Annotated in this window: 8 protein-coding genes and 3 rRNA genes; 3 read left to right on the top strand and 8 right to left on the bottom strand. The window is 60.7% G+C overall.

Annotation, left to right across the window (positions count from 1 at the left end):
• From CCOS864_RS27375 to rrf (CCOS864_RS27365), 3 genes are all read left to right on the top strand, one after another.
• Positions 1-1,536, top strand: a 23S ribosomal RNA gene (locus CCOS864_RS27375); the annotation flags it as partial.
• A gap of 147 nt (positions 1,537-1,683) precedes the next feature.
• Positions 1,684-1,799: ribosomal RNA gene (gene rrf, locus CCOS864_RS27370) — 5S ribosomal RNA — on the top strand.
• Between the two features lie 110 nt (positions 1,800-1,909).
• A 5S ribosomal RNA gene (gene rrf, locus CCOS864_RS27365) occupies positions 1,910-2,025 on the top strand.
• Between the two features lie 143 nt (positions 2,026-2,168).
• On the opposite strand, the gene CCOS864_RS27360 is transcribed toward rrf (CCOS864_RS27365), so the two are convergent.
• The 8 genes from CCOS864_RS27360 to CCOS864_RS27325 all read right to left on the bottom strand — a co-directional run bounded on the left by CCOS864_RS27360 (position 2,169) and on the right by CCOS864_RS27325 (position 13,319).
• Positions 2,169-3,347 (bottom strand): PepSY-associated TM helix domain-containing protein, encoded by a 1,179-nt coding sequence (locus tag CCOS864_RS27360; protein ID WP_115089508.1) that lies wholly within the window; start codon positions 3,345-3,347, stop codon positions 2,169-2,171.
• Positions 3,348-3,432: 85 nt separating this feature from the next.
• Positions 3,433-5,844, bottom strand: coding sequence for a TonB-dependent siderophore receptor (locus tag CCOS864_RS27355; RefSeq protein WP_115089507.1), 2,412 nt, complete (start codon positions 5,842-5,844; stop codon positions 3,433-3,435).
• A gap of 198 nt (positions 5,845-6,042) precedes the next feature.
• Positions 6,043-7,008, bottom strand: a complete 966-nt coding sequence (locus CCOS864_RS27350; protein WP_115089506.1) for a FecR domain-containing protein — start codon at positions 7,006-7,008, stop codon at positions 6,043-6,045.
• A 6-nt stretch (positions 7,009-7,014) separates the two neighbouring features.
• The gene (locus tag CCOS864_RS27345; RefSeq protein ID WP_115089505.1) at positions 7,015-7,518 is read right to left on the bottom strand and encodes a sigma-70 family RNA polymerase sigma factor; all 504 of its coding nucleotides are present in this window, start codon (positions 7,516-7,518) and stop codon (positions 7,015-7,017) included.
• Positions 7,519-7,645: 127 nt separating this feature from the next.
• Positions 7,646-8,113 carry an SRPBCC family protein gene (locus CCOS864_RS27340; RefSeq protein WP_115089504.1) on the bottom strand — a complete coding sequence of 156 codons (468 nt, stop codon included), beginning with the start codon at positions 8,111-8,113 and terminating at the stop codon, positions 7,646-7,648.
• Between the two features lie 30 nt (positions 8,114-8,143).
• A complete protein-coding gene (locus CCOS864_RS27335) occupies positions 8,144-11,602 on the bottom strand; it encodes a non-ribosomal peptide synthetase (RefSeq protein ID WP_115089503.1) in 3,459 nt (1,152 codons plus the stop codon).
• 2 nt (positions 11,603-11,604) lie between these two features.
• The gene (locus CCOS864_RS27330; RefSeq protein ID WP_115089502.1) at positions 11,605-12,546 is read right to left on the bottom strand and encodes a diiron oxygenase; all 942 of its coding nucleotides are present in this window, start codon (positions 12,544-12,546) and stop codon (positions 11,605-11,607) included.
• Positions 12,543-13,319, bottom strand: coding sequence for a DUF3050 domain-containing protein (locus CCOS864_RS27325; RefSeq protein ID WP_115089501.1), 777 nt, complete (start codon positions 13,317-13,319; stop codon positions 12,543-12,545). The genes CCOS864_RS27330 and CCOS864_RS27325 overlap by 4 nt, the downstream gene beginning before the upstream one ends.
• Between the last annotated feature and the right edge of the window lie 549 nt (positions 13,320-13,868).

Here is a 13,868-nt window from a genome sequence, read left to right as displayed (position 1 = left end):
AGCGTAGTCGATGGAAAACAGGTTAATATTCCTGTACTTCTAGTTATTGCGATGGAGGGACGGAGAAGGCTAGGCCAGCTTGGCGTTGGTTGTCCAAGTTTAAGGTGGTAGGCTGAGATCTTAGGTAAATCCGGGATCTTAAGGCCGAGAGCTGATGACGAGTTGCCTTTAGGCGACGAAGTGGTTGATGCCATGCTTCCAAGAAAAGCTTCTAAGCTTCAGATAACTAGGAACCGTACCCCAAACCGACACAGGTGGTTGGGTAGAGAATACCAAGGCGCTTGAGAGAACTCGGGTGAAGGAACTAGGCAAAATGGCACCGTAACTTCGGGAGAAGGTGCGCCGGTGAGGGTGAAGGACTTGCTCCGTAAGCCCATGCCGGTCGAAGATACCAGGCCGCTGCGACTGTTTATTAAAAACACAGCACTCTGCAAACACGAAAGTGGACGTATAGGGTGTGACGCCTGCCCGGTGCCGGAAGGTTAATTGATGGGGTTAGCTAACGCGAAGCTCTTGATCGAAGCCCCGGTAAACGGCGGCCGTAACTATAACGGTCCTAAGGTAGCGAAATTCCTTGTCGGGTAAGTTCCGACCTGCACGAATGGCGTAACGATGGCGGCGCTGTCTCCACCCGAGACTCAGTGAAATTGAAATCGCTGTGAAGATGCAGTGTATCCGCGGCTAGACGGAAAGACCCCGTGAACCTTTACTATAGCTTTGCACTGGACTTTGAATTTGCTTGTGTAGGATAGGTGGGAGGCTTTGAAGCGTGGACGCCAGTTCGCGTGGAGCCATCCTTGAAATACCACCCTGGCAACTTTGAGGTTCTAACTCAGGTCCGTTATCCGGATCGAGGACAGTGTATGGTGGGTAGTTTGACTGGGGCGGTCTCCTCCTAAAGAGTAACGGAGGAGTACGAAGGTGCGCTCAGACCGGTCGGAAATCGGTCGTAGAGTATAAAGGCAAAAGCGCGCTTGACTGCGAGACAGACACGTCGAGCAGGTACGAAAGTAGGTCTTAGTGATCCGGTGGTTCTGTATGGAAGGGCCATCGCTCAACGGATAAAAGGTACTCCGGGGATAACAGGCTGATACCGCCCAAGAGTTCATATCGACGGCGGTGTTTGGCACCTCGATGTCGGCTCATCACATCCTGGGGCTGAAGCCGGTCCCAAGGGTATGGCTGTTCGCCATTTAAAGTGGTACGCGAGCTGGGTTTAGAACGTCGTGAGACAGTTCGGTCCCTATCTGCCGTGGACGTTTGAGATTTGAGAGGGGCTGCTCCTAGTACGAGAGGACCGGAGTGGACGAACCTCTGGTGTTCCGGTTGTCACGCCAGTGGCATTGCCGGGTAGCTATGTTCGGAAGAGATAACCGCTGAAAGCATCTAAGCGGGAAACTTGCCTCAAGATGAGATCTCACTGGAGCCTTGAGCTCCCTGAAGGGCCGTCGAAGACTACGACGTTGATAGGTTGGGTGTGTAAGCGCTGTGAGGCGTTGAGCTAACCAATACTAATTGCCCGTGAGGCTTGACCATATAACACCCAAGCAATTTGCTGCTCCTAAATAAAGAGCAGGCCAAATTGCGGTAGTGAAGACTGCAAAGCCGAGAATTTGTAACTCACAAAACATCACATACCCGATTCGCTGGAGTGTCTAACAAGACCTTCTGGCAACAGAATTTCTTGACGACCATAGAGCATTGGAACCACCTGATCCCATCCCGAACTCAGCAGTGAAACGATGCATCGCCGATGGTAGTGTGGGGTTTCCCCATGTGAGAGTAGGTCATCGTCAAGATTAAATTCCGAAACCCCTATCTGCGTATGCAGGTAGGGGTTTTGTCTTTAAGGTAGAAGCATCAAGAATTCGCTGGCACGTCGCAACAGACGGACCGGCACACAGAATTTCTTGACGACCATAGAGCATTGGAACCACCTGATCCCATCCCGAACTCAGCAGTGAAACGATGCATCGCCGATGGTAGTGTGGGGTTTCCCCATGTGAGAGTAGGTCATCGTCAAGATTCATTCCGAAACCCCTGTCTGCCCTGCAGACAGGGGTTTTGTCTTTCTGGTAACTGCTAAAGCTCCTCAAGCCTACTCGACTCTTGTGGGAGCTGGTCTTGCCAGCGATGGGCTGCATAGCAGCCCCAGAACAGCCGCTTACTTACCCAGCCCTTCGCACCTTCCCACTACGCCGCGCCTGCAACTTGCGCCACCAGATATACACCCCGGTCAACGACAGCACCGCAATCATCACCCCCAGCACTGCAATCAACACCTGGCCCGTCATACCGATGATGCGTCCGCCATGTATGGGTAACTGCAAGCGGTAAAAGCGTTCTCCCAGGGTGCCTTGCCCGGCTATCTCCTTGCCCAGCAAATGCCCGTCAGTCCCGTGAAAGAACAACCAGGACTTACCCTGGGCATCGGTATCGTGTTGGCCAAAGCCCGCGCCATAGAAGTTGTACTCGAAGCTGTAGTACAGCTCGCCGATCGGCGCTGTCAGCCCCAGCCGCTGACCCTCCTGCTGTGCCAGCTGATAGGCCTGTTGATAGCTCAGCTGGGTAACCCCCAGTTGCTCCTTGGGCAGGGTGCCACGGGCTTCATAGACGCTTGGCTCGACCGTTGAAAACAGCGACACCGCCGGTTTGAACACCTGGGCAGGCAGGTTCATCGCCACGCTGCTGATCGCAATCGGCAGCAGCAGTAGCCACAACCACAAACCGCCCGCCCTGTGGATATCCATGTTCAGCCGATAGGCATGGCCGCCCTTGATCTTCCAGGCTTTCGCCCACTTGCCCCAGAACGGCCGCCCACGTGGCAAGGTCAGCAGCACGGCGATAAAGCAGTCGATCACCCACATGATCGCCACCACGCCCATCAGCAGGATCCCCCAGTTGCCGGGCAGCGTCAGGCTGTAGTGCAACTCAAGCATGAACGGCATGAAGTTCTCGCGGGAAAAGCAGCACTCACCCCAGTAGCGCTGGCCCAGGGTCAGGCCGCTGACCGGATCGAGATAGAACACGGTGTTCTTCTCAGCATAGGGCTCACCGCTCGCAGGATCGTTGCGCGGCACCATTGCCAGCAGCGCCGCATGCCCTGGCTCGTTCGGGTACTCCATGTACCAGACCTGCAGCCGCGGGTGCTCGGCCTGCAACTTATCCACAAGCACCCCCGGCTGCTGTCGTTCACCCACGGCGGGGGCTTCGTAGAAGGACGGGTTGAGCCACTCGTCCAGTTCGTGATGAAAGGCCAGGACGCTGCCGGTAAGGCCGGCCAGGGCCAGAAACAGCGCGGTGATCAGGCCGAGGTAGCGGTGGAGCAGTACGTAAAGCTGACGCATGAGTAAAGGTCCGGAGTAAGTCGCCAGATGCAACAAAGCCAGCGCCCGGAATCAGGCGCTGGCTTTGTCGTTCATACAGGTGGGATCAGAACTGGTAGCTGACCGTGGCGCTGACATTGCGCTCTTCGCCCATGTAGCAATAACTCAGGCTGGCACAGGAGGCGATGTAGCTTTCATTGGTGAGGTTGTTGGCATTGAGCCGCACATCCACGCCCTTGAGCCCGACCTTGCCCAGGTCATAGCCAACCGAAGCATCGAACAGGGTGTAGGAGGGCACCTTCATGGTGTTCTCGGCATCCACCCAGCTGTAGCCGACATAGCGCACACCACCGCCCAGGCGCAGGCCGTCGAGGGCGCCCTGGCGGAAGTTGTAGTCAGCCCACAGCGAGGCCATGTGCCGCGGTGCCTGGGTCGGCGAGTTGCCCTTGTTGTCGAGGTCGCTGCCAAACAACGTGCTCGGCATCGACTTGGAGTACTCGATATCGGTGAAGGTGTAGCTGCCGAGGACTTTCAGGTTGTCGGTGACCTGCATGTGCGCTTCCAGTTCCAGGCCCTGGGAGCGGACCTGGCCGACAGGACGGTAGAACTCTTCCTGCGGCAGCTTGGAGGCAAGGTTCTCCTGCTCGATGCGGAACACCGAGGCGGTGAACAGGTTGTCGGTGCCCGGCGGCTGGTACTTGATACCAGCCTCCCACTGGGTACCCTCGGTCGGCGCCAGCGGGTTGCCCGACTGGTCGGCGTAGGAGTTGGGGTTGAACGACTCGGAGTAGCTGATGTACGGCGCAATGCCGTTCTCGAACAGGTACAGCACGCCGGCGCGACCAGTCAGCTTGGTACGCTCGTCACTGATCTTGGTCCCCAGCGGACGGCTGGCTTCGGCGATGCGGTTCTCATCCGACGTCTTCACCCAGTCCTGACGCAGGCCGAGGGAGAAACGCCACTGGTCGAGCTCGATCAGGTCCTGCAGGTATACGCCGGTCTGTTGCAGGCGACGCAGGTAGCTGGTGGGGTCGAAGTAGGTGATTTCCGAGTTGCCGTACTGCGGATCGAAGGCATTGATCGGGGCCAGGGCGCCACTGCGCCAGTCGACCACAGTCTTGCGCCGTTGATAGTCCAGGCCCAGCAGCGTGGTGTGCTTGGCGCTGCCGATGAAGTATTCGGCCTGGAGCATGTTGTCGATGATGTACGAGTGCAGCTTTTCCTCGCCGCCGGTGTAGTAGCGGTTCAACTCGTTGCTGGTTGGCGTGGTCCAGCCCCAGGCATACACCTGATCCATCTTCACCGTCGAATCCAGGTAGCGGAAGTTCTGCCGTGCGGTGAATACGTCGTTGAAGCGGTGCTCGAACTGGTAGCCGAACGACTGCTGGTCACGCTCGTAACGATCGACGCCCGGCTCGCCTTCGAAGAAGTGATCGGAGATGCGCCGGCCATTGCGCTGGTGCAGCGCACCAGCGGCCGGAACGCCGCCGTGATAACCGCCGTCGGGGTCATGCTGCAGGTAGGCCTGCAGGGTCAGCGACGTATCTTCGCTGAAGTTGATGCTGACGGTCGGCGCCAGGGCGAAGCGTTTTTCTTCGTTGTGGTCGAACTGGGTGTCGGACTGATCGGCGACGCCCACCAGACGGTAGGCGATGCGCTTGTCGTCATCCAGCGGGCCGCTGAAGTCGAAACCAACGCCACGCTGGCCCTGGGTGCCGACAGTGGCCTGCACTTGGTGATAGGTCTCGTACAGCGGCTTCTTGCTGGTCAGCGCGACCAGGCCGCCGGGCGAGCTGCGGCCATAGAGCACCGAAGACGGCCCCTTGAGGATATCCACCCGCTCAAGGAAGTACGGATCGACCTGCATGGTGCTGTAGGTGCCGCTGTCACCCATGGACTTCAGACCGTCCAGGTAGATGTTATCCACAGAGCCGTCGTTGAAGCCGCGCATGGCCACGTAGTCGTAGCGGTGAGTCGCACCATAGGGGTTGGTCAGCACGCCAGGGGTGTAGCGCATGGTCTGGGCCACGGTCTGCGAGCCCTGGTCGTCCATTTGCTGACGGGTAACCACCGACACCGACTGCGAGGTTTCCAGAATCGGCGCACTGGTCTTGGTCGCGACCTGGCTGTGGGTGGCGTTGTAGCCTTCCATGCTGCCCAGCGCATTACCCAGGGCGAACTCGCGCACTTCTGTGCTTGGCAACGACAGCGCTGCGTCCTGTGGCTGAGCCCGCAGCACAAAGCTGCCGCCATCCTGGCTGACGGCCTCCAGGCCCGAGCCGTTGAGCAATTGGCGCAGCGCCTGGTCGGTGGCGTAACTGCCTTGCAGGCCTGGCGACTGCAGGCCCTGGGTCATTTGCGGGGTGCTCGACAAGGTGATCTGGGCCTTGCGGGCGAACTGGTTGAGCACATCATCCAGGGAGCCGGCGGGGATGTTGTACTGCTGGCTGACACTGCCCGCTTGCGCGGCAAGCGTCCCGGCCGGTACAGCAGCAATGCCCAGGGCGGTGCCGAGCAGCGCGGCGCGGCGCGGATGGCCTTACCGAGGGTGCTGCTCGTGGCAGAATCTAAGACAGGTTGAAAATCATTCTTCTTGTTGAGCCGCAACAGGGGCGAAGCATTACGCATGGAGAGCATCCGTAGAGTCGGTAAGGGCAGAAGGAGTCGCTTACTGTCCTAGCCGGACTCGTTGGTAAAACCCGCCAAAAAAAATTGTTCAGGCCAGTCGCTCGAGGCGCACCCACCAGCGAGTGCGATAGCTGACCGTCACCGGCAGCGTCTGCGGCAGCAGTTGCAGCAGTTTGTCGGTGTCCTCAAGGCGGAACACACCGGACAGGCGCAAGTCGGCAATGTCATCGGCGCAGCTCACATAACCGTGGCGATAGCGCCCGACTTCGGCGAGGAAATCGCCCAGGCGCATGTCGCGGGTGACGATCAGCCCTTCAGCCCAGGCGCCGGCATCCATGTCCTGATTCTGTAGGAGGGTTGCGCCCCGGGTATCCAGGCGATAGCTCTGGCCGGCGTGAATCCATTGCGTAGGGCCTGGCGAGTGGATGACGACGGTACCCTGACTGACGCTGACGCGGGTGCAGTTGTCGTCCTGGCGCACCACGAAGTGGCCGTTGAAGCCTTGAAGCAAGGCATCGCGGGTGCTTACCAGCAAGGGGCGGCCAGGAGCGCTCGTATCCTTGGCGCAGGTCAGCAGCAACTCACCGTGCTTGAGGCGAATCAGGCGCTGATCGGCCTCGAAGGCCAGGTCGACGGCGCTGTTGGTGTTCAGCTGCAGCAACGAGCCATCCGGCAGGCGCACGCTGCGCCGCTGACCGGTGCCACTGGCAAAATCCGCAGTCAACGGGCTGATAACCTGCAGATCCTTGCCCAGCCAGGCCGCCGAGCCGAACACCAGCACGCCGCTGAGCAGCTTCAGGGCCTGGCGCCGTTGCAGGCGCTGGCTGCTGTTCTCCAGGGTCTGCAAAGCTACACTGGCACCCGGCACGGCGCGCAGGTTGAGCTCCTGATGCAGGGACTGGACCCGTTGCCAGGCCAGCTCGTGTTCCTGATGGGTTGCACGCCACTGTTCGCATTGCTGCTGCAGCCGCGCGTTGTGGCCGCTTTCGCGCAGCTTGAGCATCCAGTGGATGGCCTGCTTGACCACTCGCGGGCCAGGATTGAGGGTTGTCATGCCGGCTTACGCCTCTGACTCGTAGCGCAGCAGGTAACAGTGATAAAGCGCATCGGCCACATAGCGCTCGACCGAGCGCAGGGACACGCCCATCTGTTCGGCAATTTCCTTGTGGCTCAGGCCTTCGCACTGCGCCAGGAGAAAAGCGCGGCGCACTTTCGGTTTAAGGCCGTCGAGCATCTGCGCGATGCGCTCGAGCAGCTCCAGCAACAGTTCGCGAGTTTCAACCGAGGGCACTTCGGCTTCTGGCAGATGCGCCAGGGCTTCAAGGTAGGCGCGGTGCAGCTCTTCACGGCGCCAGTGGTCGATCACCAGGCCCCGGGCGATGGTGCGCAGGAACGCCCGGGGTGCATTCAGCTCCAGCAGTTCGCGCCGCTGCAACAGGCGCACGAAGGTGTCCTGGGCCAGATCCGCGGCATCGGCGGCATTGCCCAGCTTGCTGCGCAGCCAGGTGTTCAGCCAGCCGTGGTGATGGCTGTAAAGCGTGTACACGGACTCTCGAGAGGGCATGAAGGTGCGCTGCTGAAGGGGTCATAAATGATAATTAGTCTCATTGTTGGCATCCTTGGAATATTTTGCAACTGTTGATCAGGGCAAGCTCGCTCTTGTAGGAACGGGCTTGCCCCGCCGACCGGGGTTAGCTCAACAAATTCCTCACGTTGTTCATCGCCTCATCGGCAAACCCCTGCAAAAACGCCTGAAAGCCCGGCAGCGCCTCGCTGCCGCCTTCCCACGGCTCGGCCTGGATGGTCCAGGTTGCCCGCGCCTGGCGCTCGCCCAGCGCCTCGACCTGCATCGCCGCCCACAGGTTGCCGATGTTCAGGCTGGTGTAGATCAGGCTCCAGGTCATGCACATGGCCTGGTCGTCGCGGCTATTGAGCTGCTCGATGACCACGTTGCCGTCCTTGAACAGCTTCTTGCGCACTGAACGCACGCCGCTGCCGGTCATCTCGATGTGCGCCAAGGCCGGGATGAACACCGGAAAGCCGGCGAAATTGCCGACGATGTTCCAGATGCTGGCGGCATCGCTGGCGATGTCGACACTGGCCACCACACGGCAGCCGGCAGGGTTGCGGATCAGGGTGTCGGGTTGAAGTGCTTGCATGGTTAAGTCTCCTGCGTGGGTTGAAGGTGCTCAGATGAAGGCGATGTCGTGCAGGTACTGGCAGCCGCGTTGCAGCAACTGCGGGGTTTTCTGCGGGTAGCGGGCGCCCATGCGCTCGACCCCGGCGCGGGCATTGCCGTGCCGGATCAACGAGATGTCGCCGATGTCTTCCTCGAAGCCGTCCAGGTAGAAGCCCAGGACATCGAACAGGGCGTTGTCGCGGTCGACCCGGCGCAACTGCCGTTGCCACTGCTCGACGCTGACCAGCTCGAACGGCCTGCCACTGTCGCGGAACACCGAGACGTAGTCGCTCCAGCTCAAAGGCTCCGGGTTGTGCAGGTTGAACACCGCCTGTTCGGGCTGGTAGCGGCTGCTGTGGAAGGCGATGAAGCGGGCGAGAAAATCCACCGGCATCAGGTCGAAGTTGAGCTCCAGCGCAGGCACCTGGCCGAGCTGCAGCGAGCCCTTGAGCATCAGCATCAGGCGGTTGCGCTGGGGCTGACAGATGCCATTGCGGCTGTCGAAGGTGATATTGCCGGGGCGGTACAGGTTGACCCATACACCCTGGTCGCGGGCGCGCTGGAGGATGCGCTCGCCCACCCATTTGCTCAGGTTGTAACCGTTGCGTATGTAGATTGGCGGTGTTGCGGCCGGATCCTGCTCCAGCACCTGGCCGTCGGCGTCGATGGCGCTGCACGCCGACAGGGTCGAAACGAAATTGAAGACCTTTTTGCGTCGGCCTTCGCACAGGCGCAGGCACTCGAACAGTGGCTCGACGTTGTCGGCGGCCAGGCTGCGGTAATCCAGCACATGGTTGACCTGCGCGGCGTTGTGCAGCAGTGCGCCGTACTCGCTGTCCAGATAGGCATACTCGGCCTCGGCCAGGCCCAGGCGAGGCTGGCGCAGGTCGGCCGCGAAAACTTTCACCCGGCTCATGTCGAGCCGGTGTAAACCGTTCTCCATCAGCGCTGCGGTGAACCGTTGCTGCGCTGACTGACTGGCACTGCAGCGCACCAGGCAAGCGACTTCGCTGGCGCCCCATTCAAGCAGCGCTTCAACCAGGTGCACGCCGAGAAAACTGTTGGCCCCGGTGACGATCACCTTGTGCACGTCGCCCAGTTGCGCCATTGGCAGAATCTGCAAACCCAGTTCGCGGCAGGCATCGCGTTCGGCTTGCGTATCGAGGCCGAGCAGCTGTGCTTGCTCACCGCTGACCAGCGTGGCCAGGCGTTGCACCGTAGGCATCTCGATAAACCGGTTGATCGCAATGCCGCGGCCGAACTGTTCGCGAACAGCCAGCAAGAGGCGTGACAGCAGGATCGAATGGCCGCCGAGGCTGAAGAAGCTGGCGTCAGTGGATATGTCCTGCTCGGGTAGTTCGAGCAGTTCGCTCCACACGCCAACCAGCTGCGCTTCGACAGAGGTTACCGGGCCGAAGTGATGATTGCTCTGCGTCAGCCCCGGCGGTATCGCCAGCAACGCCTGGCGATCAATCTTGCCGTTGGCGGTGTAGGGCATCTGCGCCAGTTGCTGATAAAAGGCCGGACGCATGTAGTCGGGCAGCTGTTGCTCGGCATGCAGGCGCAGGGCGGCTTCGCCATCGTCAGCCGTAGCTTGCACGCAGAACGCCAGGATCCGCCGCTGAGCATCGATGACCACGGCCACCTGATGGAACAGGCCGCTGCTGCGCAGGCAATGCTCGATCTCTTCCGGTTCGACCCGAAAGCCGCGAATCTTCACCTGGCTGTCGCGCCGACCACAGAGCTCGATACCGTCGGCTGTCCATTTACCAATATCGCCAGTGCGGTACAGGTGCAGCGGGCTGCCGCCGGCAAGCGTCAAGGTGATAAAGCGCTCATTGCTCAGGGCTGGATTGTTCAGGTAGCCCAGGCCAACGCCCGGCCCTGCGATGTACAGCTCACCGGGGGTGTTTTCGGCTACAGGTTGCAGGCCTTGGTCGAGAATCAAAACCCGCGTGTTGGCGATCGGCCAGCCCAGGTTGCGGTTGTTGTCGTCAGCCTGGAACACCCGGGTCGTGGCCAGCACCGTGGTTTCGGTCGGGCCGTAGATGTTGTGTAGCTGGCACTGCCCGGCCAGGCGGGCAATCACCTCGGGCTCACAGACATCGCCACCGGTGATCAGGTGGCTCAAGCGCAGGTTCTGATCGCGCGGCAGGATGCTCAGCAGCGCCGGCGGCAGAAAGGCATGGGTCACTTGCTGTTCGCGCATCAGCGTCAGCAACTGCGCCGGGTCGTGGCGCTGGTCTTCAGTGGGTACCACCAGCTCGCCGCCGCACACCCAGGTCGGCAGGATATCCAGCAACGAGGCATCGAAACCGATGGTCGAAAACTGCAGCGCCCGGCTTTGCTGATCCAGCTGCACATGGGCGCTGTACCAGGCCTGGAAGTGGCTGAGGTTGCGCTGGCTGAGCAGCACGCCCTTGGGCTGGCCGGTGGTGCCCGAGGTGTAGATCGCCACGCAGGGGGCGTCTGGCGCCGGTCGCTGGCGCAGCAATGACGGCAGTGGCTGCGTCAGCGGCGTGGGCAGCTGGCGCAGGTCCAGGCTCGGTACTTTCAGCTCATCCAGCGGCACCTGCCCGTCATGCAGCAGCAGGCTGGCGCCGGCATTCTTGACGATATAGCGCAGGCGCTCGGCGGGGTGCGCCGGGTCCAGCGGCAAATACACTGCCCCATAGCCGAATACGGCGAGCACACTGGCGTAGAGCGCAGCGGATTTGCCCAGGCAAACGCCGATCACTGGCGGTTCAGTTGCGGTCGGTAAAACAGGCAACCGTTGCAGGATCGCTGCCGCCAAGGCGTGCAACTGTGCATAGCTGATGCGCTGGCCGTTCAGGTTCAGCGCTGGGCTGTCGGCATGAACCCGCAGGCTCTGTTCCAGGCGCTCGATCAGCGGCACCTCGGCAGCTGCGAGCATTGGCTGATTTTCGCTCTGGTTGAAACGATGGAACCAGGCCAACTGCTCCAGCCAGTCGAGACCTTGTTGCAGATCCTCCTGCCCGGGGTTGATGGCGGCTGCTTGCTGCAGGTAGTCGGGGTTTCGCGAGAAGCGGCTGACGTGCAGCGCGAGCATCTCTTGCAGGCTGGCGATGGCATTCAGGCGCAACTGTTGACCATTGCCGGACGTCTCCGGGCCCAAGCGCTGGCGCTCGATCAGGCGCTGTGCGGTGGCGCTGCCGGTCCAGCACAAAAGCTCAAGTGTCGGCAGCTCGCCAGCGCTTTGCAGGTCTCTTTGCAGGTGAATGCCCAGGCGCAGGCTCAACAGCGCGCAGTCGCCCAGGCCGTGCCAATTGCTGGCACACAGTGCCAGGCTGCCGTCATCGATGAGCAACCGTGGCTGGCGCCACGGGCGTTGTTGCAAGGCCGCGGCGCTGTCGGCCAGGTACAGCGCGTGACCGTGGTCGAGCAGGTCCTGGTGCAGCAAGGTCAGTGCCGGGCTTGTGCCGATCAGAAGGATTTCCAGGCGTCTCATGGCTATCTCCTTGGTTCGGGCAGGTAGTGCGCCAGGGCTTGTTGCACGCAGGGCGAGTCGAGCATGGAACTGGCGCGGAACAGGCGCAGAATGTTGCCCAGCAGCGGGTGCCTGTGGTCGATCGGGTAGGCCATCGCCGTCACTTCCTGGCGCAGCGTTTGTCGCGCGGCCTCGCTGATCGGCAGGTGATCGGTCAGGGCGAAGTCGAAGCCTTTCTGGATGTCGTTGGTCAGGTACTGGGCGAGAAACACCGGCAGGATTTCGGCGATGCATTGCCGGTCCGCCTCGGGGGCGCTGTGCCAGTAGATGCGCACCAGCCGCGCCCAGAAACTTGAATGGCGGCCTTCGTCGAGCAGGTGGTCGGCCATCAGGCCCTTCACCGAGGGCTTGACCGTGTCATCCCGGGCGAAGGCGGCGACATCGTCGGTCAGGGTGTTTTCGGCGATACCTACGCAAATCAGCTCAAGGGCGTCGCGAAGGTGCTCCGGCGCCAGCGCCAGGGCCGCAGGTATCGCCCGGCTCAGTTCAATCTCCCGGGGTAGGGCAATCGGCTCGATCCCGGTCAGGGCGATGGTTTGTTGCATGAAGTCCATGGCTACCAGGGCGTGGTAGTCCTCATCTACCACCACGGTCATGGCGTCGTAGCGACAGGCGAACGGAAAGCGAATGGCGAAGCGGTCCTTGGCGATCCGCCGCGCCGTGCGGTCGACGATCTCGGTCTCGAAAATCACCACGTCGTTGATGAACTTGTACAAGCTCTGGGCCAGGGCGAAATCGCGTTGCTGCGGGCACTCGCGCACAAAGGTCTCACTGAGCACCAGCGGCTGGCGGCTGAGCGGGTAGATCAGCCGCTGATCGTCCTCGACCAGGCGTCGTGGCCGGGTGCGGATGGTTGCGTGGCTCTCCCAGGCCTCAGCGAAGGAATGGTAATCGAGGGCGTTCATGCACTGACCTCCGCGACGGTTTCGCGCATCGACAGGCGCAGGCGGTCCCACAGGGCGATGCGGCTGTCGATGGCGGCGATGGCGGCTTCCAGCACCTGGCGCTGCTGCACCGGGTCGCTTTTTACCAGCCTTGTCAGCAGGGCTTCGGCGGCTGGGCCGTGGTCTTCGGCGTCGACCTCGATATGCCGTTGCAGGTAGTAACGGAAGGTCGGCGCCTGTTCGCCGGTGATGCCCCAGTCATCGAGGATGCGCTGGAACATGCTTGGAATGACGCTTTCGCGCCCATGCAGGAAGGCCGCGGCGACGCTATGGGCCGGTGCGCCAAGGGCGGTCTCCAGGGTGTGGCTGACGAACTGCCGGGCCGCCTCGCTGGCGCCAGCGCGCTGCAGGGCGCTGGCGTAACCAACACCTTCACGCTGCAGGCTGACGAAGCGCTCGATCGCCGCCGTGCTGGCGCCAACTTCGCGCATGGCGTCCAGGTACAGCTCGAAATGGCTGTAATGCCCCTGGCCCAGGCGATCGTCGGACTCTTCGCCGAGGACGATCTCGTTGATCAGGCGGGCGGCGTTGGGGTCAAGCGGTGGTAGCCAGGGCAGCTGGATACAGGTCAGCTCCTGCTGCAGGCGCTTGGTCAGCGACATGAAATCCCAGACGGCAAATACATGGGTTTCCATGAACCGCTGCAATACCGGCAAAGAATCTATTTCGGCAAAGATCGGGTGGGCGGCAAGTTCGGCTTTGCGGGCGATAAGATGCGAAGTCAACGTATTCATGGGGTTTCCTTGTCAGTGGCTAATGTCCGGTCAATCGGCCTTCATCGACAGTTTCGAAGTTTTCAATGGCCGAGCAGGGGCCTCGACCGAACAGTTCGATAGCTGCGTGATGACAGGCGTATCGATGCAATAAGCATCATTTTTCTCAGGTTGACGGGGGCTTTGTGATCAGGCTGGCCCGTGCCTATAAAAAGTTAGAACAACTTTTAAGTGTTCGGCAATAACTTTGTTAATTATATTTTTAGTTGGTTTTTTCGAGTGCGAAGTAAGTAATTAAAACTTTAGTTTGAAGTTTTATTGATAGGTAAGTGCTCCTTCCGGCAACGAAGTGTCAGAATAAAAACTGCGTGAGTGAATGCCTCACTCGGAGCACAGAAGAATGGAAGTCGGACCTGGTTGACTCTAAGGGGCAGCTGATCGATATCGGTCCTTGCCCGGCGCTAGGCTCCTTCTGCAGGTGTGCAAAAAGCAGACGACCAGGTCCGCCCGAGGGCAATCAGCGGTCGCTGCGCGGGTAAGAGTGTGCCGAAAATGCAGGGGCCGCCATGG

The sequence above is a fragment of the Pseudomonas wadenswilerensis genome (genome assembly GCF_900497695.1).
GTDB lineage: Bacteria > Pseudomonadota > Gammaproteobacteria > Pseudomonadales > Pseudomonadaceae > Aquipseudomonas > Aquipseudomonas wadenswilerensis.
This window is presented reverse-complemented; position numbering and strand designations above follow the sequence as displayed.